This is a genomic window from Lysobacter spongiicola DSM 21749, from assembly GCF_900167055.1.
In the GTDB taxonomy this organism is placed as follows: domain Bacteria; phylum Pseudomonadota; class Gammaproteobacteria; order Xanthomonadales; family Xanthomonadaceae; genus Novilysobacter; species Novilysobacter spongiicola.
Genome location: NZ_FUXP01000013.1, coordinates 31,137 through 53,220, shown reverse-complemented (window position 1 = coordinate 53,220; position 22,084 = coordinate 31,137). Strand labels below are relative to the sequence as shown.

At 68.6% G+C, this 22,084-nt stretch carries 16 protein-coding genes; 6 read left to right on the top strand and 10 right to left on the bottom strand.

Annotated elements, in window-relative coordinates:
• Positions 1-14 precede the first annotated feature (14 nt).
• The 6 genes from B5D37_RS12690 to B5D37_RS12670 all read right to left on the bottom strand — a co-directional run bounded on the left by B5D37_RS12690 (position 15) and on the right by B5D37_RS12670 (position 10,728).
• Positions 15-2,894 carry a sensor domain-containing diguanylate cyclase gene (locus B5D37_RS12690; RefSeq protein ID WP_078759124.1) on the bottom strand — a complete coding sequence of 960 codons (2,880 nt, stop codon included), beginning with the start codon at positions 2,892-2,894 and terminating at the stop codon, positions 15-17.
• A 98-nt stretch (positions 2,895-2,992) separates the two neighbouring features.
• Entirely contained in the window at positions 2,993-5,173 is a 2,181-nt protein-coding gene (gene uvrD / locus B5D37_RS12685) for a DNA helicase II (RefSeq protein ID WP_078759109.1), read from the bottom strand.
• 59 nt (positions 5,174-5,232) lie between these two features.
• On the bottom strand, positions 5,233-6,987 hold the full coding sequence (locus B5D37_RS12680) for a GAF domain-containing protein (protein WP_159447400.1): 1,755 nt from the start codon (positions 6,985-6,987) through the stop codon (positions 5,233-5,235).
• Positions 6,984-7,535 (bottom strand): biliverdin-producing heme oxygenase, encoded by a 552-nt coding sequence (locus B5D37_RS14840; protein WP_159447399.1) that lies wholly within the window; start codon positions 7,533-7,535, stop codon positions 6,984-6,986. The genes B5D37_RS12680 and B5D37_RS14840 overlap by 4 nt, the downstream gene beginning before the upstream one ends.
• 76 nt (positions 7,536-7,611) lie before the next feature.
• Entirely contained in the window at positions 7,612-8,280 is a 669-nt protein-coding gene (locus tag B5D37_RS12675; RefSeq protein WP_078759107.1) for a TIGR00645 family protein, read from the bottom strand.
• 69 nt (positions 8,281-8,349) lie between these two features.
• Entirely contained in the window at positions 8,350-10,728 is a 2,379-nt protein-coding gene (locus B5D37_RS12670; RefSeq protein WP_078759106.1) for a S9 family peptidase, read from the bottom strand.
• A gap of 250 nt (positions 10,729-10,978) precedes the next feature.
• Between B5D37_RS12670 and B5D37_RS12665 the strand changes: the two genes are divergently transcribed.
• From B5D37_RS12665 to B5D37_RS12640, 6 genes are all read left to right on the top strand, one after another.
• On the top strand, positions 10,979-12,436 hold the full coding sequence (locus B5D37_RS12665; RefSeq protein WP_078759105.1) for a glycosyltransferase family 2 protein: 1,458 nt from the start codon (positions 10,979-10,981) through the stop codon (positions 12,434-12,436).
• Positions 12,433-13,350 carry a hypothetical protein gene (locus B5D37_RS12660; RefSeq protein ID WP_078759104.1) on the top strand — a complete coding sequence of 306 codons (918 nt, stop codon included), beginning with the start codon at positions 12,433-12,435 and terminating at the stop codon, positions 13,348-13,350. The genes B5D37_RS12665 and B5D37_RS12660 overlap by 4 nt, the downstream gene beginning before the upstream one ends.
• 151 nt (positions 13,351-13,501) lie before the next feature.
• Positions 13,502-14,713 carry a beta-ketoacyl-[acyl-carrier-protein] synthase family protein gene (locus tag B5D37_RS12655; RefSeq protein WP_078759103.1) on the top strand — a complete coding sequence of 404 codons (1,212 nt, stop codon included), beginning with the start codon at positions 13,502-13,504 and terminating at the stop codon, positions 14,711-14,713.
• The gene (locus B5D37_RS12650) at positions 14,710-15,510 is read left to right on the top strand and encodes a beta-ketoacyl synthase chain length factor (RefSeq protein WP_078759102.1); all 801 of its coding nucleotides are present in this window, start codon (positions 14,710-14,712) and stop codon (positions 15,508-15,510) included. Before B5D37_RS12655 ends, B5D37_RS12650 begins: the two co-directional genes overlap by 4 nt.
• A complete protein-coding gene (locus B5D37_RS12645) occupies positions 15,503-16,330 on the top strand; it encodes a glycosyltransferase family 2 protein (RefSeq protein WP_078759101.1) in 828 nt (275 codons plus the stop codon). Before B5D37_RS12650 ends, B5D37_RS12645 begins: the two co-directional genes overlap by 8 nt.
• Positions 16,327-17,982 carry an NAD(P)/FAD-dependent oxidoreductase gene (locus B5D37_RS12640; protein ID WP_234987887.1) on the top strand — a complete coding sequence of 552 codons (1,656 nt, stop codon included), beginning with the start codon at positions 16,327-16,329 and terminating at the stop codon, positions 17,980-17,982. Before B5D37_RS12645 ends, B5D37_RS12640 begins: the two co-directional genes overlap by 4 nt.
• A 21-nt stretch (positions 17,983-18,003) precedes the next feature.
• On the opposite strand, the gene B5D37_RS12635 is transcribed toward B5D37_RS12640, so the two are convergent.
• The 4 genes from B5D37_RS12635 to B5D37_RS12620 all read right to left on the bottom strand — a co-directional run bounded on the left by B5D37_RS12635 (position 18,004) and on the right by B5D37_RS12620 (position 22,080).
• Complete coding sequence (locus tag B5D37_RS12635; protein WP_078759100.1) at positions 18,004-18,465, bottom strand: hypothetical protein; 462 nt, start codon at positions 18,463-18,465, stop codon at positions 18,004-18,006.
• A gap of 77 nt (positions 18,466-18,542) precedes the next feature.
• Positions 18,543-19,280 carry a 3-oxoacyl-ACP reductase FabG gene (fabG, locus tag B5D37_RS12630; protein ID WP_078759099.1) on the bottom strand — a complete coding sequence of 246 codons (738 nt, stop codon included), beginning with the start codon at positions 19,278-19,280 and terminating at the stop codon, positions 18,543-18,545.
• Entirely contained in the window at positions 19,277-19,759 is a 483-nt protein-coding gene (locus B5D37_RS12625) for a hotdog family protein (protein WP_078759098.1), read from the bottom strand. Before B5D37_RS12625 ends, fabG begins: the two co-directional genes overlap by 4 nt.
• On the bottom strand, positions 19,756-22,080 hold the full coding sequence (locus B5D37_RS12620; RefSeq protein ID WP_078759097.1) for an MMPL family transporter: 2,325 nt from the start codon (positions 22,078-22,080) through the stop codon (positions 19,756-19,758). Before B5D37_RS12620 ends, B5D37_RS12625 begins: the two co-directional genes overlap by 4 nt.
• Positions 22,081-22,084: the final 4 nt, after the last annotated feature.

The following is a 22,084-nucleotide window of genomic DNA, read 5'->3' as shown; positions in this document are numbered from 1 at the left end:
CTGCGCCATCGGACTCAGCCCTCGCCCGCACCGCGCTCGCGGATGATCTGGGCCAGGGGCGCGGGCCTGCCGAACAGGTAACCCTGGCCCAGTTCGCAACCCAGGCCCGCCAGCGCCTGGTGCTGGGCGTCGGTCTCGATGCCCTCGGCCACCACTTCCAGACCCAGTGCGCGCCCCAGCGTCAGGATGGCGTCGGCGACCGCGGTGGATGCGGACGAACCATCCCCACACCTAAGGGCTTCCACGAACATCCTGTCGATCTTCACGACCGACAGGTTGAGGCTGTGCAGGGAACCCAGCGATGACTGGCCAGTGCCGAAATCGTCCAGCGCCGCCACCACGCCGGATCGCCGCAACTTGTCCAGGACCTGGCCCGCACGTACCGGGTCATCCATCAGTGCCCACTCGGTCACCTCGATGCGCAGCTGCGCCGGTTTGACGTCGTGTTTCTGAAGCAACGCGAGCAAACGCGTGTCGAATTCGTCGATCAACAGGTGCCGGGGCGAGACGTTGACGTTGACGTACTGGCCCGGGCCCAGCAGTGCCGGTACGGCGCGACAGACGGACTCGTACATCCGCCAGTCCACCGCCTCCAACAGCCCACCCGCCTCCGCCGCCGGCAGGAACGCCCCCGGCGCTAGGCAGCCGCGAACCGGGTGGTGCCAGCGTAAAAGGGCCTCGTAGCCCACGACGGTGCGGTCGTCCAGCTTCAGGATCGGCTGGAAGAACGGCTCGAACTCGTCCAGCGTGATCGCCTGGCGCAGGTCGGATTCCAGCTTCAGCTGGTCGGTGGCCTGCTGGTGCAGCGTCTCGTCGAAGAGCTCGAATCGGTGGCGGCCACCCGCCTTGGCCCGGTACATGGCGATGTCAGCGTCGCGCAACATCTCGTCGACGGCGGTGTAGCGCGGATGGCTGAGTACGATGCCGATGCTGACCGAGCTGAAGAGCTCGCGTCCGTCTACGGGCACGGGCTCGGCGAGTGCGTCGAGCAACCGCTGCGCAAGCCGCACCGGCGCATCGTCGGTGGAGATGCCGTCCATCAGCACGGCGAACTCGTCACCGCCCAAGCGCGCCACAAGGTCGGGCCCACGCGCACACGACGCGAAGCGTTTGGCGACTTCGACCAGCAGCGCATCGCCAACCAGATGCCCGGCGCTGTCATTGATGACCTTGAAGCGGTCGAGGTCCATGAACAGGATGGCGAAACGGTGTGCCGGATCGCGCTGGCTGCGCGCCAGTGCCCGCTCAAGCTGTTCGCGCAGGTAGGCACGGTTGGGCAGGTGGGTCAGCGAATCGTGCAGGACCTCGTGCTTGAGCCGTTCCTCGATGCGCTCACGCTCGGCGATCTGCTCGCGCAGCGCCTGGGTACGCTCCACCACCCGCAACTCCAGGCTCGCGTAGGCGGACTTCAGTGCGGCCGCGGCCCGCTGCCGGGTCAGGCCGTTGGCGATCTGGTAACCGATGAAGGTGAGCAGTTCCTGGTCGCGCGGTTCGTAGCGCACCCCGGGCTGGTAGCTCTGCACGGCCAGGACGCCAACAGTGCGTCCGTCGCATGCCAGCGGAACGCCCAGCCAGGTCATCGAGCCGCTTCGATCCGGACCGATCGCGCCGCTTTCCACCAGCGCCGCGATCCGTGCGCGACCTTCCACGGTCGTGGCATCGGCCAACAGCGGCATGCCCGTCCGCAGCACGTGGTCGGAGATTCCGTGGCCCAGCGGCCGCGGCGGCGGCGCAGTGCCGCGCTCGTCGACGAAATAGGGAAAGTGCACGGTGCCGTCGTCCGACAGCAATGCGATGTAGAAGTTCTCGCTGGCGATGAGCTGGCCCACCGCCTCGTGCACCGCAGGATAGAAGTCGTCCGGCCCGGTGGCGGTCTGGGAGAGTTCGGCGATGCGGAACAGCGTTGCCTGCAGGCGCTCGCCACGCTCCCGCTCGCGCACCTCCTCGGTCAGTGCCTGGGTCCTGCGGGCCACCTCGCGCTCCAGGGTCTCGACCGCCTCGCGGCGATCCAGCGCGGCCAGGATGTGGCTGCCCATGAACGACAGCACGGCCTGGTCCTCATCGCTGTAGCAGGGCCACTTGTCGTAGTGCTGGACCACCATGACCCCGCGGACCCGGCCCTCCTCCAGCATCGGCACGCCGAGCCAGTCCGCACTGTGGGGGCCGACCACCTTCAGCGGCCCCGGCACCTGGTCGATCAACGCCTGGGTCGGGCCGCGCAAGGGCCGCCCTTCGCGTATGAGGTACCAGGTGAGGCTGTGGCGGATGGATTCAAGCGACTCTTCTTCGAGGTCGGGCGACTGCCAGACTTCATCGGCGGTATCGACGAAATACACGAAGCGGATGGTGTCGCGTTCCGCGTCGTGCAGGGCGATGAAGAAGTTCTCCGCGTACATCAGCGTCGCAACCACCGCGTGCAGCCTGCGGAGCATCTCCTGGAACTCCAGCGAGCCGCTGGCCAGGTCGGAGATCTCGAACAGCGCGCGCTGCATGCTTTCCGCCTTGGCCAGGCGCTCTACCTCGCGATCAAGCCGCTCACGTTCCAGCGCGGCGGCGACGAACGGGGCGACGCGGCCCGCCCAGGCCTCGACCCGCCGGCGCACCGGACCCTCGGGAGGGAGGACGAGCTCGAGGGTGGCCCCGCTGCTGCTGCTCCAGCCGGCGGGAACGAGCGCCAGGGTGGTCGGCAGCTCCACGGGCGTCGACTCGAGGAGGTCCGCCCGTGGCGGGAAGTTGCCGCGGCTGCCGGCACGACCATCCTCCAGCCACCAGTGCACCCGGGCATCCACGCCCGCCAGGTCCGCCGCCTCGTCGGCCAGCGCGGCAGCGAGCGCCGGCAGGTCCGCGGGCGCCGCGCCTGCGGCCACGGGAGAACGGGTGGGGTCTTGGTCCATCATCCCTCTCTATCGGCCGCCATCGGACGGACTTCAGCGCTTCCTGCGAACCGACTTTCGCACGATCCGCGAACCCGCATCCATCCGCCCGCCCCTGCTCAGGCGGGCTGGAGGTTGGCGTAGGCCATCACCAGCCATTTGCTGCCGACATCGTCGAAGTTCACCTGGACCCGCGCGTGGGCACCACTGCCCTCGAAATCGGTGACCACCCCGGTGCCGAACTTGGCATGGCGCACGTTGGCGCCCAGCGGCAGTGCCGGCGCCTCGATCGCGGCATGGCCGAGGTGGCGCCGCTGGCCGGCACCCGCCATGGGCCGGGAGACCTGCAGCTTGGGCCGGACCTCGTGCAGCAGCGCCGGCGGGATCTCGCGCAGGAACCGGGAGGGCACCCCGTACATGTCCATGCCATGGATGCGCCGGGCCTCGGCGTAGCTCAGCACCAGCTTTTCGCGGGCACGGGTGATGCCGACGTAGGCCAGCCGACGCTCCTCCTCCAGGCGCCCGGATTCCTCGATGGAACGGTTGTTGGGGAACAGCCCCTCCTCCAGCCCGGCCAGGAACACCAGCGGGAACTCCAGGCCCTTGGCGCTGTGCAGGGTCATCAGCTGCACCCCATCCTCACCGGCCTGGGCCTGGCCTTCGCCAGCCTCCAGCGATGCATAGCTGAGGAACGCCACCAGCTCGGGCATCGCCTCGGCGTCTTCCTCATCGTTGCGGGTGAAGCGCGAGGCGACGGAGACCAGCTCATCGAGGTTGTCGGTTCGCGAGTCGAGCTGGCCCTTGCTCTCTCGCGCGTAATGCTCGCGCAGCCCCGACCGTGCCAGCACATGGTCGATCTTTTCCTGCAACGGCATCGGGGCCAGTTCAGCGTCCAGGTCATCCATCAGGGAGATGAACCCGGCAAGCGCGTTGCGTGCGCGCGCAGCGAGCACAGGCTCGCCGGCCAGCGCGCGGGCGGCGTTCCACAACGGCACTCCGTCGGCCCGGGCGCGACGCCGCACTTCATCAAGCGTGCGCTCGCCGATCCCGCGGGTGGGTGTGTTGACCGCGCGCTCGAATGCCGCATCGTCGCTGCGGTTGGCCACCAGCCGCAGGTAGGCGAGCGTGTCCTTGATCTCCGCGCGCTCGAAGAATCGCTGGCCGCCGTAGACACGATACGGGACCTGTTCCGAGAGCAACGCCTCTTCGAAGGCGCGCGACTGCGCATTGCTGCGATAGAGGATCGCGACCTCGCCATGGCTGCCGCCATCGCGCACCCACTGGCGCAGGCGCTCGACCACGAAGCGGGCCTCGTCGATCTCGTTGTAGGCCGCGTAGAGATCGACCGGCTCGCCACTGCCGCTGTCGGTCCACAGCTTCTTGCCCAGGCGGTCGGGATTGTGCGCGATGACCGCATTGGCGGCGTCGAGGATATTGGCGCTTGAGCGGTAGTTCTGCTCGAGCCGGATCGTCTGCGCGCCTTCGAAATCCCGCAGGAAGCGCTGCACGTTCTCGACCTTGGCCCCCCGCCAGCCGTAGATGGACTGGTCGTCGTCGCCCACCACGAAGACATGCCCGCTGTTGCCGGCGAGCACGCGCACGAAGGCGTACTGGATGGCGTTGGTGTCCTGGAATTCGTCGACCAGGATCTCGCCGAAACGGTGGCGGTAGTGGGCCAGCAACCCCGGGTTGTCGCGCAGCAGCTCGTGCGCGCGCAGCAGCAACTCGGCGAAGTCGACCAGGCCGGCACGGTCGCAGCGTTCCTGGTAGCCGGCATAGCAGCGCTGCATCACGTCGGTCCACTGGTCGCCCGGCTCGGGCTGCAGGTGCTCCGGCCGACGGCCCTCATCCTTCTGGGCGTTGATCCACCAGGCGATCTGCCGGGGCGGGAACCGGCTCTCGTCCAGCTCCAGGCCCTGCACCACGCGCTTGACCAGCCGCAGCTGGTCGTCGGAATCGAGTACCTGGAAACCTTCCGGCAGCTTCGCTTCCTGCCAGTGCAGCCGCAGCAACCGGTGCGCCAGGCCGTGGAAGGTGCCGATCCACATGCCACGGGTGCCCCCGCCAAGTTGCGCGTCCACGCGCTGGCGCATTTCCGCCGCGGCCTTGTTGGTGAACGTGACGGCGAGGATGCCGTGGGTCGGCACGCCGAAGACCTCGTGCAACCAGGCGATCCGATGGGTCAGCACGCGGGTCTTGCCGGAGCCGGCGCCGGCGAGCACCAGATAGTGGCCGGGAGGCGCGGAAACAGCCTCGCGCTGCGCCGGGTTCAGCGCGTCGAGCAGGTGGGAAACATCCATGGCGGCATTCTACCGGTGCCGGTCGCGCCCGCCGCGACGGGCACCGGGCGCTGCCGGCGCTAGGACAGCGCGCCGGCGCTGTCGCGGGACGGGTCGATCGCGGAGCCGGGCGGTGCGGCGGAACGTCCCATCAGCATGCGAAGGTCCTCCTCCAGCCGGTCGATCCTGTCACTGATGCGGGCGGCGTCGCGCTCTTCCAGATGCACCAGTCCGTCCAGCAGGGCCGCGGCACCATCCAGGCGCAGCTTCTGGTCCTGGAGCCGCTGTCGCACGTGGCGATGCTCGTAATGGCCCGGATCACCATGGGCGAGTACGCGTGAACGGTGGTCGCGCAGTACGCGTTGCATGCGCTGCGCGCCACGCAGGTCGCTGGCCGACCAGCCGACGCTGCGCCCGCGCACGGTTTCCCGCCAGGTCGCAAAACTCTTGCGCGGTGCGATGCGCTCGCCATCGTCCGTCACCACCAGCGCCTTCTTCGGCTCGCCCGCCCACCGCACCTGCTCGACCTGCTCGACCCGGAACAGGAACAGCCAGTCACGCGGGGTTCCCAGGTTGATCGCCATCAGTCCGGCCAATCCGGGAGCGCCGAGTGCCGGGACGTTCCAGTCGGCTGCCGCGTCGGCGGTCGCCACGGCCGGATGCCCCTGGCGCCGCAGCCACTCCAGCAGGGGTTGCGGGTTGCGCGATGCCGGCGCGCGACCACAGGTGTGCCACTGGCCGCCCAGCCAGGCAGCCGAGCCGTCGCACGCCAGCACGCCCTGCAGGGACTCGAGCTCGCCGATCAGTGCACCATCGAAATCCGGCGCTCGCGACAGCCGCTGCGCGAGCTTCTCGTGGACCCGCTGCGCGCTCTCGTAGTGTTCCATCGTCTGCTCCTGCTCCCGCGCCGCCACGCGCATCGACACGAACATGCCGAACAGGTCCGCGGCGGCACGGACAGCCGCCGTCAGCGGCCGCGGGCTGCCATGGTGGCAGGCGATCAGGCCCCACAGGCGGCCCCCACTGACGATCGAAATCGACATCGAAGCGACCACGCCCATGTTGCCGAGATACTCGAGGTGGATTGGCGAGACGCTGCGCAGCACGTGCTGGCTCAGGTCGAGCGCCTGGTCGTCGGGCAGAAACGGCGGCACCAGCGGCACCGCCGCATAGGTGGCATCGGGAATGACGCGGATCCGGTTGCGCAGGTACAGGTGGCGGGCCTGCGGCGGGATGTCGGTGGCGGGATAGCGCAGGCCGAGGTAAGGCTCCATGCCGTCGCGGCATGTTTCGGCGATGACCTCGCCGGAGTCGTCTTCGCGAAAACGATAGACCATCACCCGGTCGTAGCCGGTCAGCAGTTGCACCTGTTCCGCCGTGCGCTGGAAGAAGCCGCTGCCATCGTCGCCAATGCCCATCTGCGCGACCATCGATTGCGCGATCGAGGTCGGCGCGCGCTCCTGCACCCGGAACGGCTGCGGCTCCAGCTCCACGTGGACCAGATCGTCGGCGACGTGGGCGGTGACGTCGCACACGGTCATCAGCGGCCCGATGTTGGAAGTGCATGCACGCTGGGCGACGCCGTTGGCCTCCTCGCCAGCGACGACATCGTCGATGGCATGCAGCACGTCGTCCGGAATGAACTCCGACAGCGCCTTGCCCAGCAGTTCCTCCGGCGGCACGCCGAACAGTGCCTCCACGTTGGCCGATACGTGGCGCACCGTCCAATCCGACCCATCGCAACTGACCAGGTATCCGTGTGGCTGGATCGCACCGGACAGGTGGATCGGCTCGCGCAGGCAGTCCTCCACCACGGGGTTCTGTGTATCGGTCATCGTGTGGCCTCCCTGCGGGCCGTGGTGAAAGCCCGCTCGGCGGTCTCGAACGCGAGCTGGGCGGTATGGCACGCCCGCTCGAGCAGCGGCCCTGCCAGGGCCTCCCGCTCCAGCGTGGCGAGGAACTCGGGCCAGGCGCGGCTGCGCGCATGCCCGTCCAGGAAGCTGGCACCGCGGCCCGCCGCAAAACCCAATGCCTGCGCGCCGCGCAGCAGGTAGCGCGCGCCGACGGAGGCGCCGGTGACGACGTATTCCCATCCCAGCTCGGCGGCGCGGTCCCCGGCCATGGGCGGGACCGGGAAGGCTTCGATCGGCCGCAGTTCCAGCGCCGCCAGATCCGCCTCGAGCCACGCACGAGGCGCCAATACGATGTGCTGGCTGCCGGCCGGCAGCGCTTCCGCACTGGCGGTGATGAAGCGGTGCATGCCGCGCAGGTACGCGGCATAGCCGCACACGCTGTCCAGGCTGCCGCCGACGACCGCGTCCACCCGCGCGTGGGCATCTGCGGTCGCTAGGCGGAGGTGCCGGTGGGCGGGATTCGATGTCATCGGGGGCACACCTTACCGTCCACCGGATGAAGTGGCTCGAACGCCGGTTCAGGTACCGGAACCGGCGTTCATGGGCCTAGTGCGCCGCCGCCTTCGCCGGCTTGGCGGGATGCATCAGCTTGTCGGTCCAGGCGATGCCGATGGCCGACAGGATGAAAACGCAGTGGATGATGGTCTGCCACAGCACGCCTGCGGCCGTGGCAGTGGTGCAGATCTTGGTGGCTACCATCCCGGCGTTGGCTGCGGCGAACTCGGCCGCCTGCTGCGCGGCAGCGAGCGCCTCCACCGTGCCGCACAGTGGCAACCCGCTTTCCATCGCCCCGGCCTCGATGAAGGTCTTCAACAGGTGGATGGAGGAGATGCCGATGATCGCCATCGCCAGCTTCACCTTCAGCACGCTGGCGTTGACATGGCTCAGCCACTCCGGCTGGTCGGGATGGTTCTCCAGCCGCAGGCGCGAGACGAAGGTCTCGTAGCCGCCGACGATCACCATCACCAGCAGGTTGGAGATCATCACCACGTCGATCAGGCTCAGAACCAGCAGCATGATCATCTGCTCGGTCATGCCCGGCGCGTCGCTGACCAGGTGGATCAGCTCCTTGATGAACAGGAACACGTAGACGCACTGGGCGACGATCAGCCCCAGGTACAGCGGCAGTTGCAGCCAGCGCGAGCTGAAGATCAGCTTCGGAAGGAAGGTGCTCGGGTCCTTGCGAGACACGGCGGTCGTGCGGGGATCGGCCATTGAATTGCTCTTGCCTGTTTTTGAAGGGAGGTGGTGCGAAGGTGTCGTACGGATGGTCGGATGGCGCGATCAGTCCGCTTTCATGCGGTACTGCGGGGGCGGCGTCGCGCCCATCAGGTGCTCGACGAAGTAGTCCCAGCGGCGGCGGGTCATGTAGGGGGTGTCCTCGCCGAAGCCGTGGCGGGCATTGGGGAACAGCAGCAGGTCGAAGTCCTTGTTCGCCTTGATCAGCGCGTCCACCACCAGCATCGTGTTGGAAGGGGGCACGTTGTCATCCATCATCCCGTGCGCCAGCAGCAGCTTGCCCTGCAGGTTCCCGACCCGGTTCTGGTTGGCCTGCGCGTCGTAGTTGCTTTTGCCTTCCGCATCCACGACCTCCAGCCCCTGCCACTTCTCGGCCCAGTCGTCCTCGTAGCTCCGGTTGTCGTGGTTGCCGCTCTCGGAGATGCCGACCTTGTAGAAGTCCGGGTAGGTGAGCATCGCATCCAGCGTGGCGTAGCCACCGCCGGAATGGCCCCAGACACCCACCCGCCCGAGGTCCATCCACGGGTGGCGTTCGGCCAGTTGCCGCAGGCCTGTCACCTGGTCGGGCAGGGTGTTGTCGCCGATGTCGCCGTCGAAGGCGTCATGGAATGCCTTGGAACGCCACGGCGTGCCCAGTCCATCGAGGGCAATGACGATGAAGCCCAGCTCGGCCAGCGCCTGGTGGTCGCTGCGCGCCACGGAGAACGAACGTCCCCGCACCGAGCCAGTCTGCGGGCCCGGGTAGATGTAGTTCACCACCGGGTACTTCCTGTTTTCATCCAGGTGGGCGGGCATGAACATCAGGCCGTGCAGCTCGGTTTCGCCGTCCCGGGCCTTCACCGTGAATGGCGTCGGTGGCACCCAGCCGGTCGCGCGCAGGCGGCTGTCGTCGGCAGTGGCGATGGTGGCGATGGTGCTGCCGTCGTCGCTGTCGCGCAGCACGGTGACCGGCGGCGTGGTCGGGGTCGACCAGGCATCGACGAAATAGGTGCCGTCGGGCGACAGCGTGATCGCGTGGTCTGCGTCCTCCGGCGTGAGCAGCACCGGTTCACCGCCGTCGAAACCGACCTTGTAGAAGTGCTGGTAATACGGATTGCGCCCGGGCTCCATGCCGACGCCACGGAACCAGATCGTGCGGGTGTCCGGATCCACCCGCAGCACCTGGGTGACGTTGCCCTCGCCGCCGGTCACCGGATGCTTCAGCTCGCCGGTGGCGAGGTCATGCAGGTACAGGTGTCCCCAGCCACTGCGTTCCGAGAACCAGATGAACTCGCCCGACTCTTGCGGACCGATACCCGGCAGGTACTTCCAGTTGACCCGGCCGTTGCCGCTCTCGAAGTAGGTCGGGACGTGCTCGTGGTACACCTCGCGCACTGCGCCGGTTGCGGCATCGGCGATCCGCAGCCAGGTGTCCTTGTGGTCGCGGGAGGTCGAGGCGAAGGCCAGGGTGCTGCCGTCCGGCGCCCACTGCACGTCTTCCCAGCCGCCATTGCAACTGACGTCGTCGCACAGGGTGGAGCGGTGCTGGTCGGGCGGCATGTCGAGGCGGACCACCTTGCGCGTGGGCACGTCGATGATGACGCGCTCGATCATGGTGACGTGCTCGTCGCCGACGAAGGGGTACTTCCAGCGCTCGATCTTCGGGGCGCCGACGTTGGTGCCGACCAGCACCATTTCGCTGGTCCGCCGCTGGTCCTGCTGGAAGGTCGCGATCTTCCGCGAGTCCGGCGACCACACCAGGATGGCGCGGTCGCTGTGGGTCCAGCCGGCGTTGTCGGTGGCGTAGCCGTAGTCCTCGACGCCGTCGGTGGTCAGCTGCGTTTCCACGCCGGTGCCGGTGTCGCGGACCCAGAGGTTCCAGTCGCGGATGAAGGCAGCAAGCTTGCCGTCGGGGGACTCCACGGCCGGCTCGCGTCCCGTCGCATCGGCTTCGCCGCGGCCCGGCTTGCGGGTGGCGGCATCCTCCAGGGCGACGCACCCGCCGCGGTCGACGAGGTCACAGCGGTAGCGCGATTCGCCGATGGTGATTTCGAGCCGGCCTTCCGCATCCGTCGCGATCCCGGTCACACCGAGCTTGGCGGCGTCGACCGGCTCCCCGGTCGCATCCGCCAACGCGGTGGCGAGGCGCTCGCGGTCGAAGGCATCGGAAACCGTCCCGGTGGCAGCCTCGACCCGGCGGAAGTGGTCGCCATCGGCATCGTGGTCGCGGAACCAGAAGTGGCCGTCGTCCTGCCAGACCACCGCGGTGACCATGTGGTCGACCAGCGGGGCCGTGTTGTAGCCCATGAAGCGCTCGGCGCGGGCGTAGTCCTCGTGGGTCAGCACCCGCCCCGCATCGTGGGCGGCCGCCGGCAGTGCCGCCGTGGCCAGCAATCCACCCGCCAAGGCACCGTACAGGCGCGACCTGCCGCTCGCATCACCCATGGAAAACCCTCGATTCGAAGAATTGGCCCCGGCTCCCCGGCCGGAGCGGAGGACTTTAAACCGTATCCGCCACCGAAGGGTCGGGTTCTGTGACGGGCCGCACACTCCATAGCGTACAATCCGCACGTGTCGCCGCCTCTGTTCGGCGTCTCGACAACCTGCCCCGGGCCTGGCCCGGGGTTTTTTTGGCCTGCGACTGGAGCCTCCATGCACGTCCGCACCCTCCGCCAGCATTGCCGGATCCAAAGGCATGCCTGGCTATGTCGCCCCGGAGTGCGTGGCTGATTCAGGCGGCGGTGGCAAGGAAGCAGGCACCGCGAACGCCGTCCCACATGGATCCACGAGGGGTGAAGCCCTCGGCCTCAGCGAGCCGCTCGAGCGCGGCACGGGCTTCTATCTGCCGGTGCGGGCCAAGTACGCCATCGCACTGGTGGTGGCACTCACCTGGGCGGCGCTGAGCATCTGGTTGTCGCTGCGGTGGCTGGACGATCTCTCCGGCCTGCTGGGGCGTCCGATGGCGATCGTGGTGATCGCCTTCATCGCCTACGTGCCCGGCTTCATGAATGCCTTCCTGATCTCCAGCATCCTGCTGGACAAGCGGCCGGAGCGAAGACGCCTGGACCGGTACCCCGGGGTGTCGATCCTGGTGGCCTGCTACAACGAGTCCGGCAACATAGCCGCGACCATCGGCAGCATCGCTCTGCAGGACTATGCCGGGGCCATGCAGGTCCTGGTGCTGGACGACGGCTCCACCGACGACTCCGTGGCCGTGGCCGAGGCCGCGATCCGCGCCGCCATGCTGCGGCCGGGCCACCATATCGAGCTGGTGCGCGGTGAGCGCAATATCGGCAAGGCCGGCGTGCTCAACCGCGGCCTGGCGATGTGCGAGCACGACATCGTGATCACCATCGACGGCGATTCGTGGGTCTACGAGGACGCCATCCAGCGCATTGTCGAACGCTACGTCGCCGACCCGCCGGGTACCCGCGCCGTGGCCGGTGCGGTGCTGGTGCGCAACTCCCGCGAAAACTGGCTGACGCGGGTGCAGGAGTGGGACTACTTCCACGGCATCGCGGCGGTGAAACGCATGCAGAGCATGTACCACGGCACGCTCGTGGCGCAGGGCGCGTTCTCGCTGTACGACCGCGACTCGCTGCGGGAGCTGGGCGGCTGGCCACCCTGCGTCGGCGAAGACATCGTGGTCTCCTGGGCACTCCTGGAACGCGGCCACCGCATCGGGTACTGCGAAGACGCAGTGGTGTTCACCAGCGTGCCGGACGAACTTGCGCAGTTCGCGCGGCAACGCAAGCGCTGGTCGCGCGGCCTGCTGGAAGCGTTCAAGACCCACCCGCGCCTGCTGTCGAAGGCGCGCATGACCCTGATCTTCATCTGGTGGAATGTACTGTTCCTGCCGCTCGACCTGGTCTACACCTTCGCCTTCATCCCCGGCGTGGTGCTCGCGCTGTTCGGCCACTACTACATCGCCGGGATCATGACGCTGCTGGTACTGCCGCTGGCGGTGATCTGGAACGCCTTCATCTACCGGGTGCAACACGCGATGTTCAAGCGCCAGGACCTGAAGGTGCGGCGGAACATCACGGGGTTCCTGTCCTACATGCTGGTGTATTCGATGCTTCTACAACCGATCTGCGTCTGGGGCTATGCCGCCGAAACCCTCGGCCTGCGCAAGCGCTGGGGGACCAAGTGATACGGCGGCAGCGCCATGGCCGGTGGGCGGCCACGCTGGCGCTGGCCCTGTCCATCGCTCCGCCGGCCGCGCTCGCCGATGGCGCCGCCCACCTCAGCGTCTTCGCCTCCGACGATGCCGACGACACCTCGACGCTGGAGACCGGCCTGACCCTGGACTACCGGTTCGAGGACGTGGAGCGCTACCGCGGCATCAAGCTGGAGCGGTTGGACATCCGCCCGCTCGGCGGTGAACGCTGGCGCGACCACCGCGCCTACTACCGCTTCGCCGACTACAACGACCACTGGCTCTGGAACGGGCAGGTCGGCACCGACGGCGACACCGTGGTCGGCAACGCCAACTTCGTGCGAGGCGGCCGGGTGCGACAGGAGTACTTCGTCGAGCGCGACGTGCTGGAGACGCCGCGCGGCGTGGAAGGCCTGCACCACACCTTCCTGGGGGCCTCCTTCGACCTGCCGCTGGGCGAGGGCGAACGCCAGCAGCTGACCACGCTGGTGGGCGTGCAGGATTTCACCGGCAGCAACATCCGCGCGCACCTGCGCGCCAGCTACATCGCCACCGTCGTCCCGGAGTGGGGGCTGAGCGCGCAATTGCGCACCCGCGCGTTCCACAACAGCACGCCGGGCGAGTACGACTACTACTCGCCGCGCTGGTTCGCAGAGGCGGTGCCGGTCCTGCAGGTCCGCCGGTTCCACAAGCGCTGGATGTACAGCGCGGCACTGGGCTGGGGCTGGCAGCGAAACAGCGGTGCCGACGTACGTGAAGCACGGCTGGTGGAAGCCGCGGTCACCAGTCCGCGCACCGGGCGCGACTGGTACTTCAGGGCCACCGCCAGCTACAGCAACACACCCACCGGCGCCGGCCAGAGTTACGGCTATCGCCAGCTGATGCTCGAGCTGGTCAGGCCGTTCTGAGCCCTTCCCTGTTCAGGCGCCGGGTGGACCGGGGCCCTGCCCCGCTGGCTATACTCGTCCCGCCTCGGCCCCGCGCCAGCCTTTCCCCGCCATCGCAGTACAGGAAGCCCGCGTGCCGCCAGTGCCACCTCCATCGGGGAAGCCGTTCCGCATGGCGCCCCTTCCGATCCTGGCCTTCACCGCCACCACCGCGCTCGGCCGCGGCGTCGAGGCGCAGAAGACGGCATTGATCGGGCGACGCAGCGGCTTGCAGCCCAACGCCTTCGGCCCCGACGATGCCGACGGCGCTCCGCTGCGCTGCTGGACGGGACGCGTGGAGGGCCTCGAAGACGCGGCGCTGCCGACGCAGTGGGCGCAATGGGAATGCCGCAACAACCGGCTGGCCTGGATGGCGTTGCAGCAGGACGCGCTGCTCGACCAGCTGCAGGCCCTGGTCGATCGCCATGGTGCCGACCGCATCGCCATCGTGGTCGGCACCTCGACCTCCTCGATCGGTGCCAGCGAGGAGGCCTACCGGGGCCTGGTGCCCGGTAACGATGGCACGCCCGCGTTCCCGCCGGGACTCGCCCGTCCGATCGTGCACACCGTGCACTCGCTGGGCGACTTCGTGCAGCAGGCCACCGGCTTGCGCGGTCCATGCATCACCGTGGCGACGGCCTGCTCTTCCAGCGCCAAGGTCTTTGCACAGGCATCGCGCCTGATCGATGCCGGCATCGTCGATGCCGCGCTGGTCGGCGGGGTCGACACCCTGTGCGGCAGCGTGCTGTACGGCTTCAATTCGCTGCAACTGGTGTCGCGCGAGCCGTGCCGCCCCTTCGATGCCCGGCGCGACGGGTTGTCATTGGGCGAGGCCGGCGGTTTCGCCCTGCTCGAACGCGCAGGCGCCGGCGAGGCAATGGGTCTCGGATTGCACGGCTACGGCGAGTCCAGCGATGCCCACCACATGTCCTCGCCGCATCCGCAGGGGCTGGGCGCACGCATGGCGATGTCCGATGCGCTCGCGCGCGCCGGTATCGAAGCCGAGGCGGTTGGCTACCTCAACCTGCACGGCACCGCGACACCCGCCAACGACAGCATCGAAGCGGCCGCCGTCGCGGGGCTGTTCCCCGATTCGCTGCACGCGAGCTCGACCAAGGGCTGGACCGGCCACACCCTGGGCGCGGCCGGCATCGTGGAGTCGGTGTTCGCCCTGCTGGCGCTGCGCGATGGCCACCTGCCCGGCATCCTCAACAGCTCGCAGCCCGACGATGCCTGCGGTCCGCAGATCAGGTTCGACGACGCCACCTCGTCGATCCGCTACGCGATGAACAACTCCTTCGGCTTCGGCGGCAACAACTGCTCGCTGGTCTTCGCCCGCACATGACGACACTTTCAGCGACCATCGAAGGCATCGGTTTCTGGAGCGAGGGCCTGCCGGACTGGGACGCGGCATGTGCGTTCGTTCGCGACGGCACGCTCGCCGCCGATGCACCTCGCAGGCCCGCGCCACAGTTGCTCGCACCCAATGAACGACGGCGGGCGCCGGGTACCGTCGCGGTGGCCCTGGAGGTCGCCCAGCAGGCCTGTCGCGCGGCTGGCCGTGACCCGGCGACGCTGCCATCGGTGTTCGCCTCCATGCACGGCGAGCTCGCCATCACCGACTACATGTGCGCCACGCTGGCCGACCAGCCTGCCACGATCTCACCGACGCGCTTCCATAACTCGGTGCACAACGCGGCAGCCGGTTACTGGACCATCGGTACCGGTGCGATGGCGCCGGCCACGGCGATCAGCGCATTCCACGCGACCTTCGCCCAGGGCCTGCTCGAAGCACTGGTGCAACTGGCGGCCGGGGAGGAGGCGGTGCTGCTGGTCGCCTACGACGGTGCATCCACCGGACCGCTGGCCAACGTTTCCCCGAGCACGGGCCTGCTGGGGGCCGCGATGGTCCTGTCGCGCACCGGGCGCGAAGGCGCCCGGCGGATACAGGTCATGCTCGCTGACGGCATGCCAACGCCCCCCGATGGACCATTGGCGATGCACGCCCGCGCCAACGCGATGGCACCGATGCTTCCGCTGTTCGACAGCCTGGCCGCCGGGGATCCCGGCGCCGCTCTCGATGCAGGCCGGAACCGGCTGCTGCGCGCCACCCTATTCGATCCGGAGTCCCCGCATGGCTGAACGCCTCGACCGCCACAACATCGCCGTGGTCATACCGGCCCTCAACGAAGCGTTGCGCATCCGCGGCGTGGTCGAGGGTGCGCTGACCCAGTGCAGCAACGTCATCCTGGTCGACGACGGCTCCGACGACGATACCCTGGCGCAGATCGCGGACCTCCCCGTCACCGTGCTCCGCCACGACACCCGCAAGGGCAAGGGTGCCAGCCTGCGCGACGGCTTCGCCGAGGCCCTCCGGCAGGGCTTCAAGGGTGTGCTGACGATGGACGGCGACGGCCAGCATTCGGCCGACGACATCCCGCGCCTGATCGCGGCGGCGAACCGCTACCCGGACCACATCGTCATCGGCGCGCGGCTGCGCAAGCGCTCGCAGCAACCGCGCTACCGTCGCCTCGCCAACGCGTTCGGCGACTGGGGCCTGGCATGGGGTACCGGCTACCAGATCGCCGACAGCCAGAGTGGCCAGCGCCTGTACCCGGCCGCCGTGGCCGCACTGGGTGACTGCCCCGGCGAAGACTTCGTGTTCGAGGCGCAGATCGTCATTTCGGCGGCCCAGTTGCTGGGCACCCGCTGCGTATCGGTCCCGATCGAATCGCGTTACCAGACGGTGGCCTCGCAGGAGCCCCACGAGCAGTTCCGCGCCAGCCATTTCCGGCCGCTGCGCGATTTCACCCGCATCACCACCCATATCGTGGCGGCGGTCCTCCGGAAGGGCGGCCTGTGGGGAATCCATCGCAGCATCCGCGCCAATCCGCCGGTGATCGACGATCCGAGCGGCGAGTTCGCGCGCCCCGTGCTGCAGCAACCGGCGAACATCCGGTGAGCCCGCCAGGGCCGCTGCACACCGATGTCGCCATCCTCGGCGGCGGCCTCGCCGGGCTCTGCCTCGCCATACAACTCAAGCGCCAGGATCCGACGATCCGCATCGCCGTCATCGAACGCAACACCCATCCGGTTCGCGAAGCCGCCTTCAAGGTGGGCGAGTCCACGGTGGAAATCGGCGCCCACTACTTTGCCAACGTACTCGGCCTGCGCGAACACCTGGATACCGAGCAGATCCGCAAGTTCGGTTTTCGATTCTTCTTCAGCGACGGCCGCGAACAGGTCGACCGCTGCACCGAGATCGGGGTCAGCGAACCCTTGCCGACACCGTCCTGGCAACTCGACCGCGGCCGCTTCGAGAACTTCCTGGGCGTGCACACGCGCGAACTGGGCGTGGAGTTCGTGGATGGCGCGACCGTGCGCGATATCGAGCTCGGCACCGGTGATGCCGACCACCGCGTCGTGTTCAAGCACGCGGGCGAGTCGCGGCAGGCACGGGCACGTTGGGTGGTCGATGCCAGCGGACGTGCTGCCGTGCTCAAGCGCAAGCTCGGACTCGCCGAGAGCAACGACCACGACGTCAACGCCGTCTGGTGGCGCGTGGATGGCCACCTGAAGCCCGACGAGTGGTCCACCGATCCCTCATGGCGGCAACGCTGCACCCTGCCCAATCGCTGGAAATCCACCAACCACATGTGTGGCCCCGGGTACTGGTTGTGGCTGATCCCGCTGGCCTCCGGTGCACATTCGATCGGCATCGTCTGCGATGCCGGCATGCACCCGCTGGACGGCATCGACACCCATGACAAGGCGATGGACTGGGTGCGCAAGCACCAGCCGCGCATCGCCAGCGACCTCGACGACCCCCGCCACGAGTTGCAGGATTTCCGGTTCCTCCGCCATTTTTCCCACGGTTGCCGCGAGGTGTTTTCCGGCGATCGATGGGCCCTGACGGGCGATGCCGGGGTCTTCCTCGATCCGTTCTACTCGCCGGGCAGCGACTTCATCGCCATCAGCAACGGCTACATCTGCGACCTCATCTCCAAGGATCGCGCCGGCACCGACATCACACCCTACGCCGACATCTACCAGCAGCTGTATTTTTCGTTCTACCGCAGCACGCTGACCCTGTACCAGGGCCAGTACCCGTTGTTCGGGGACGCCGCGGTGATGCCGCTGAAGGTGATCTGGGACTACACCTATTACTGGTCGCTGCTGGCCCCGCTCTACATCTCGGGCCGCACCACCTCGCTGACGGTGCTCGGCCGGATGCGCGAGGCATTCACCAGGGCGGGTGCGTTGAACGAAGCGATGCAGGCCATGCTCGCGGAATGGGGCCGACTCAACACCCGGATATCTGGAGGGGCGCCCGCCCCGATGGATGAACGCGAACTCGACCAGTACGGAATCGACTGGTTCCGCGACATCAATGAGTCGCTTTCAGCCGAACTGGACGACGACGCCTTTGTCGCGCGGATGCAGGACAACGTTGTCCTCATGGATCGGCTGGCCGCCGAACTGCTGGCCGGCGCGCGCGAGCAGCACCCGGGCCTGAATGATCACGGCCTGGGCGCGCTGGTGGAAGACGTTCCCGCGTACGCGAACGGCCTGCTGCCACCCCAATGGTACGGAGCGGCGGCGGTACCTGCCTGATCCGGCTCGTCCGCTGCCGGATCAGTCGATCGGCGGCTGGCTGCCCGGCGGCGGCGGATCGAACACGTAGACCGCGATGCCACGGGCATGCTTCGGCGTGGGGCTGATGTTCACCCCGACTCCGCCGCTGGTATAGCTGCTCCCGCCGAAACGGCCGGTGCCGACGCCGACACCGACGCTGCTACCGCCATGTCCTGTCTCGCTGCCCTGGAACAGCACGCCGTTGGCGCCGAGCTTGGCAGCCTCGGCCCTCAGCTTGCCGATGACGGCGTCGGTCTTGGCCTGTTCGCCATAGGTCAGTCCGCCGCTGCTGGTCTCCAGCATGGCGATCTCTTCGTATCGGCCGGGCGGAGCGGAGAAGTACACCATCACCTGCTCCGGCGAAATCGGCGCGCGCGGCTGGCCGAGCATGACCTTCGAGGTGCTGGCGCAGCCGGCAAGCGCCAGGGCCGCGGACAACATGAACAAGTGGGACAGACGCATGGCGAATTCCTCCGGACCGGGTGCGGGGCGAGTATGCGCCGGGACCGGATATCAGCGGGTGAAGCCCGGCCCCGGGTTCAGCCCATGCCGCCGTTGATGCCGATCACCTGCCCGTTCACGTAGCCGGCATCCGCCGAACAGAGGAAGGCCACCAGCGCGGCAACCTCCTCCGGCGTGCCGGTGCGGCCTGCCGGGACCATCTGTTTCACCACTTCCGGCGGGAATGCCTGCTCCGCCATGCGCCCGGCGATGACACCCGGCGCCACCACGTTGACGCTGATGCCGCGGCTGGCCATCTCCCGCGCGAGCGACTTGCTGGCCCCGTGCAGCGCCGACTTCGCCGCAGCGTAGTTGGCCTGTCCGCGGTTGCCCAGCACGCCGGCCACCGAGGAGACGCTGACGATGCGGCCCCAGCGGGTGCGGGCCATCGGCAACAGCAGCGGCTGGGTGACATGGAAGAATCCGTGCACCGATACATCGATGACCCGTTTCCACTGGGCCTCGGTCATGCCGGCCATCGGCGCGTCGTCGTGCACGCCGGCGTTGTTCACCAGCACCTGGATCGGGCCGTCTTCCAGCAGCGACTCCAGCGCCGCGCGGGTGGCCTCGCCGTCGGCCACGTCGAAGGCCACGGCTTCGGCGCTGCCGCCCTCGTGGTGGATCGCCTCGACCACGGCTTCCGCGCGCGCAATGTTGGCATTCGCGTGCACGATGACGTGCATCCCATCGGATGCCAGGCGCGCGCATATCGCGCCGCCCAGGTCGCCACTGCCACCGGTCACGAGGGCGCGGCGCGGCGCGGTGGATGGGGTCATGGGGTTCCCTCCGGTTGCGATGCCGGGCCCATTGTAGGAGTAGCTTCATGCGCCGGCTGCAGCATCACCGCGGCCCGGCCCTCGGCCAGGACGTCGCTGCCGTGGCAGATACGGAACTGGTACTGCCAGCCACTGTCGCCGTCGACCAGCAACTGCGCGTGGCACTCGATGGCACCGGGGAGGTCGTCGATGCGGTCGACCGAAAGCTCCACCGCCCGCAGCGACACCAGCATGCCCGGTGCGGCCTGGCCGCCCGACCTGAGCCCGCCGTGCACCGCCATCGCCTGGGCGCCGTATTCACACAGGTGGATCGCCCGCAGGCACCCGTGGCTTCGCAACGGATGATCGACGTCGCGGTGCCGCATGGTGGCCAGCCGGATGCTGTCCGCGTCCCATGCAAGCACCTCGTCCCACAGGCACATCGCACCTTTGTGCGGAACCAGCGACTGCATGGCTTCGGGCGCCACTGCGCCGCTCATGCCGCCTGCCCCGGCGGCCGGTGGCGAGCGATCAGCAGCGCCCCGAGCAGGTTGCAGGCAACACCGAGTGCAACGGTGACACCGATCGCCCGGAGCACCGGGATCTGCGAGCTGGCGAGCAGGGCGAACACCGACAGCGTGGTCAGGCTGCAGACGCCGATGGCATGCACGGTGTGCAACTGTTCCTCGCGCCGGCTGCCGGCATGGTCGAAGAACAGCGCGTAGTCCAGCCCAAGGCCGGCCGCGAGGATCAACGACACCAGGTGGAACAGGTTGAGTTCGACCCCGGCTACCCTCAGCACCGCGACGACCACCAGCCCGGTCACCAGCATCGGCGCCAGCACACGCGCCACCCGCCGCGGCTCACGCAGGCCGACGGACACCGCCACCACCAGCAGCAGGACGGCCGCGGCCAATGCCCACAGCACCCGCTCCCGATAGGCCGCGACCAGCGACTCCGACGCTTGTTTGAGGTCCAGCAAACGCGCGCCGAGCGGCTCGACCGCCGCCGCGACCGCGGCCGGGTCGCGCAGGCCACTCAAGGACACCAGCGCGGTGGCCTTGTCGCCCTGGTCGAGCAACAGCCCCGAGATACTGCCATGCAGCATGCTGTCCTCCAGGTCGGCGGGGCGCAGCGGCGCCGCCACGCGCGCCTGCCCGACGTCGGCAAGGAAAGGCGCGAACACGTCGGGTCGGAACGGGCTGTCGGCCAGCGCCTCGTCGAGCGACGCGGCCAACGTGGCGCCATCCGGCAGCCGTGCCTGCCGTTCCCGCTGCCGGGCGACGCTGGGCAGGTAGCGGGCAGCCAGATCGTAGCCCTCGATCGCCCCTTGCCGTCGCAAGTCGTCCAGCACTGGACGGAGCTCTTCGGATGCCTGCAGCACCGCCTCGACGTCGATCCCCTCCACCGTCAGCAGGTAGCGCACGTCGGGTGCGCCGAGCTCGCCGCGGAGTCGCGCGTCCAGCTCCAACGAGTCTTCCGGCACCGGGGTCAGGCGGGAGAGATCGTTCTGCCAGAACGGACCCGGGGCCAACAGCGCCACCGCAGCCGCAACCGCCGCGATGATCGCCACCGTCGCGGGCCCCAGCCGCGGCCATCGCCACACGACCGCATGCAATCGCGACAGCAGCCGGGAATCGGCGACGTCGCGGGCCGCCAGCGCGAGCAATGCCGGCAGCAGGAACCGCGTGGTCAGCATCGCGGTTGCCAGCCCGACCACCGTGAACACGGCCAGTTGCCGCAGCCCGTCGACACCGGCCGCAAAGAAGCTCAGGTAGGCAATGCAGGTGGAGACCACGCCGATGCCCAGCGTCCGTCCGAGGGCCTTCGCACCCGCACCCGGTGGAATACCCGGGCGCTGGTGGCTCAGCAGGTGGATCGGATAGTCGGCGGCGATGCCGATCAGGGTGAAGCCGAAGGCCAGGGTGATGCCGTGGACGCCGCCCGGGAACAGCCAGGCCACCGCCGCCATCCCGGCTAGGCCTGCACTTGCGACCGGCAGCGCGGCCATCAACGGTGCCTTCCAGCTGCGGTACGCCAGCACCATCAACAGCACGAATGCCAACCCCCCCAGCCCACCCAACAGGCTGGCCTCGGCCGCGGTGCGCTGCCCGATCGATACCGAGAACGCCCCGGGGCCACTCACCAGCAACCGCGAACCGCTACCGCTGGAGGCTTCGGCGAAGGCATCGTCCAGCGCGGCCAGCGCCGCCTCCTGGCCGGCCGGATCGAATCCGGCCGCGTGCGTCTGCAACAACATCAGTGCCTGCCGGCCCGCCTGGTCGAACCACACCCCGTGCAACCGTTGGGGCGCATGCGCCGGTTCCCACTGGTCGAGCAGCACCAGGGACTCCAGCGTCGGATCAGCCGGCAGGAGCGGCTCGATCATCCCTGCGGCCGGCGAACCCAGATCCTGCAGCCGCGCCTCCAGTTCCCCGGCAAGGTAGGCGGCGTCGAACCGCTGCTCGTCCAGGGTCGGAGACAACAGGTAGCGATACGGCCGCAGGTACCCTGGGATGGCTTCCATGCCGGCGTCACCGCCATTGGCGACGACGGCAAAGCGCGCATCGTCCGCCAGACGCTCCCGGATGCCTTCCGACTGCCGCGCCAGCACCGAGGGCTCCGCACCCGACAGCGCGACCAGCAGCAGGCGCGAACCCGGCCCTTCGCCCAGTTCGTCGATCAGCAGCTTCTGCCCGGGGGTCTGCGGCGCCGGCATGAAGTCGCGCAGGTCACTGCTGATTTGCAACCGCGGCAGCAGCCACCAGGCCACCAGCAGCAACACGGCCAGCCACGTGGCTGCCAGCCCGAGGCGGCGCATACCG

Excerpts from the sequence above, each read along its gene's own strand:
- B5D37_RS12690 (WP_078759124.1), bottom strand. The coding sequence starts at position 2,894 with ATGGACCAAGACCCCACCCGTTCTCCCGTGGCCGCAGGCGCGGCGCCC.
- uvrD (WP_078759109.1), bottom strand. The coding sequence starts at position 5,173 with ATGGATGTTTCCCACCTGCTCGACGCGCTGAACCCGGCGCAGCGCGAG.
- B5D37_RS12680 (WP_159447400.1), bottom strand. The coding sequence starts at position 6,987 with ATGACCGATACACAGAACCCCGTGGTGGAGGACTGCCTGCGCGAGCCG.
- B5D37_RS14840 (WP_159447399.1), bottom strand. The coding sequence starts at position 7,535 with ATGACATCGAATCCCGCCCACCGGCACCTCCGCCTAGCGACCGCAGAT.
- B5D37_RS12675 (WP_078759107.1), bottom strand. The coding sequence starts at position 8,280 with ATGGCCGATCCCCGCACGACCGCCGTGTCTCGCAAGGACCCGAGCACC.
- B5D37_RS12670 (WP_078759106.1), bottom strand. The coding sequence starts at position 10,728 with ATGGGTGATGCGAGCGGCAGGTCGCGCCTGTACGGTGCCTTGGCGGGT.
- B5D37_RS12665 (WP_078759105.1), top strand. The coding sequence starts at position 10,979 with ATGCCTGGCTATGTCGCCCCGGAGTGCGTGGCTGATTCAGGCGGCGGT.
- B5D37_RS12655 (WP_078759103.1), top strand. The coding sequence starts at position 13,502 with ATGGCGCCCCTTCCGATCCTGGCCTTCACCGCCACCACCGCGCTCGGC.
- B5D37_RS12650 (WP_078759102.1), top strand. The coding sequence starts at position 14,710 with ATGACGACACTTTCAGCGACCATCGAAGGCATCGGTTTCTGGAGCGAG.
- B5D37_RS12645 (WP_078759101.1), top strand. The coding sequence starts at position 15,503 with ATGGCTGAACGCCTCGACCGCCACAACATCGCCGTGGTCATACCGGCC.
- B5D37_RS12635 (WP_078759100.1), bottom strand. The coding sequence starts at position 18,465 with ATGCGTCTGTCCCACTTGTTCATGTTGTCCGCGGCCCTGGCGCTTGCC.
- fabG (WP_078759099.1), bottom strand. The coding sequence starts at position 19,280 with ATGACCCCATCCACCGCGCCGCGCCGCGCCCTCGTGACCGGTGGCAGT.
- B5D37_RS12625 (WP_078759098.1), bottom strand. The coding sequence starts at position 19,759 with ATGAGCGGCGCAGTGGCGCCCGAAGCCATGCAGTCGCTGGTTCCGCAC.
- B5D37_RS12620 (WP_078759097.1), bottom strand. The coding sequence starts at position 22,080 with ATGCGCCGCCTCGGGCTGGCAGCCACGTGGCTGGCCGTGTTGCTGCTG.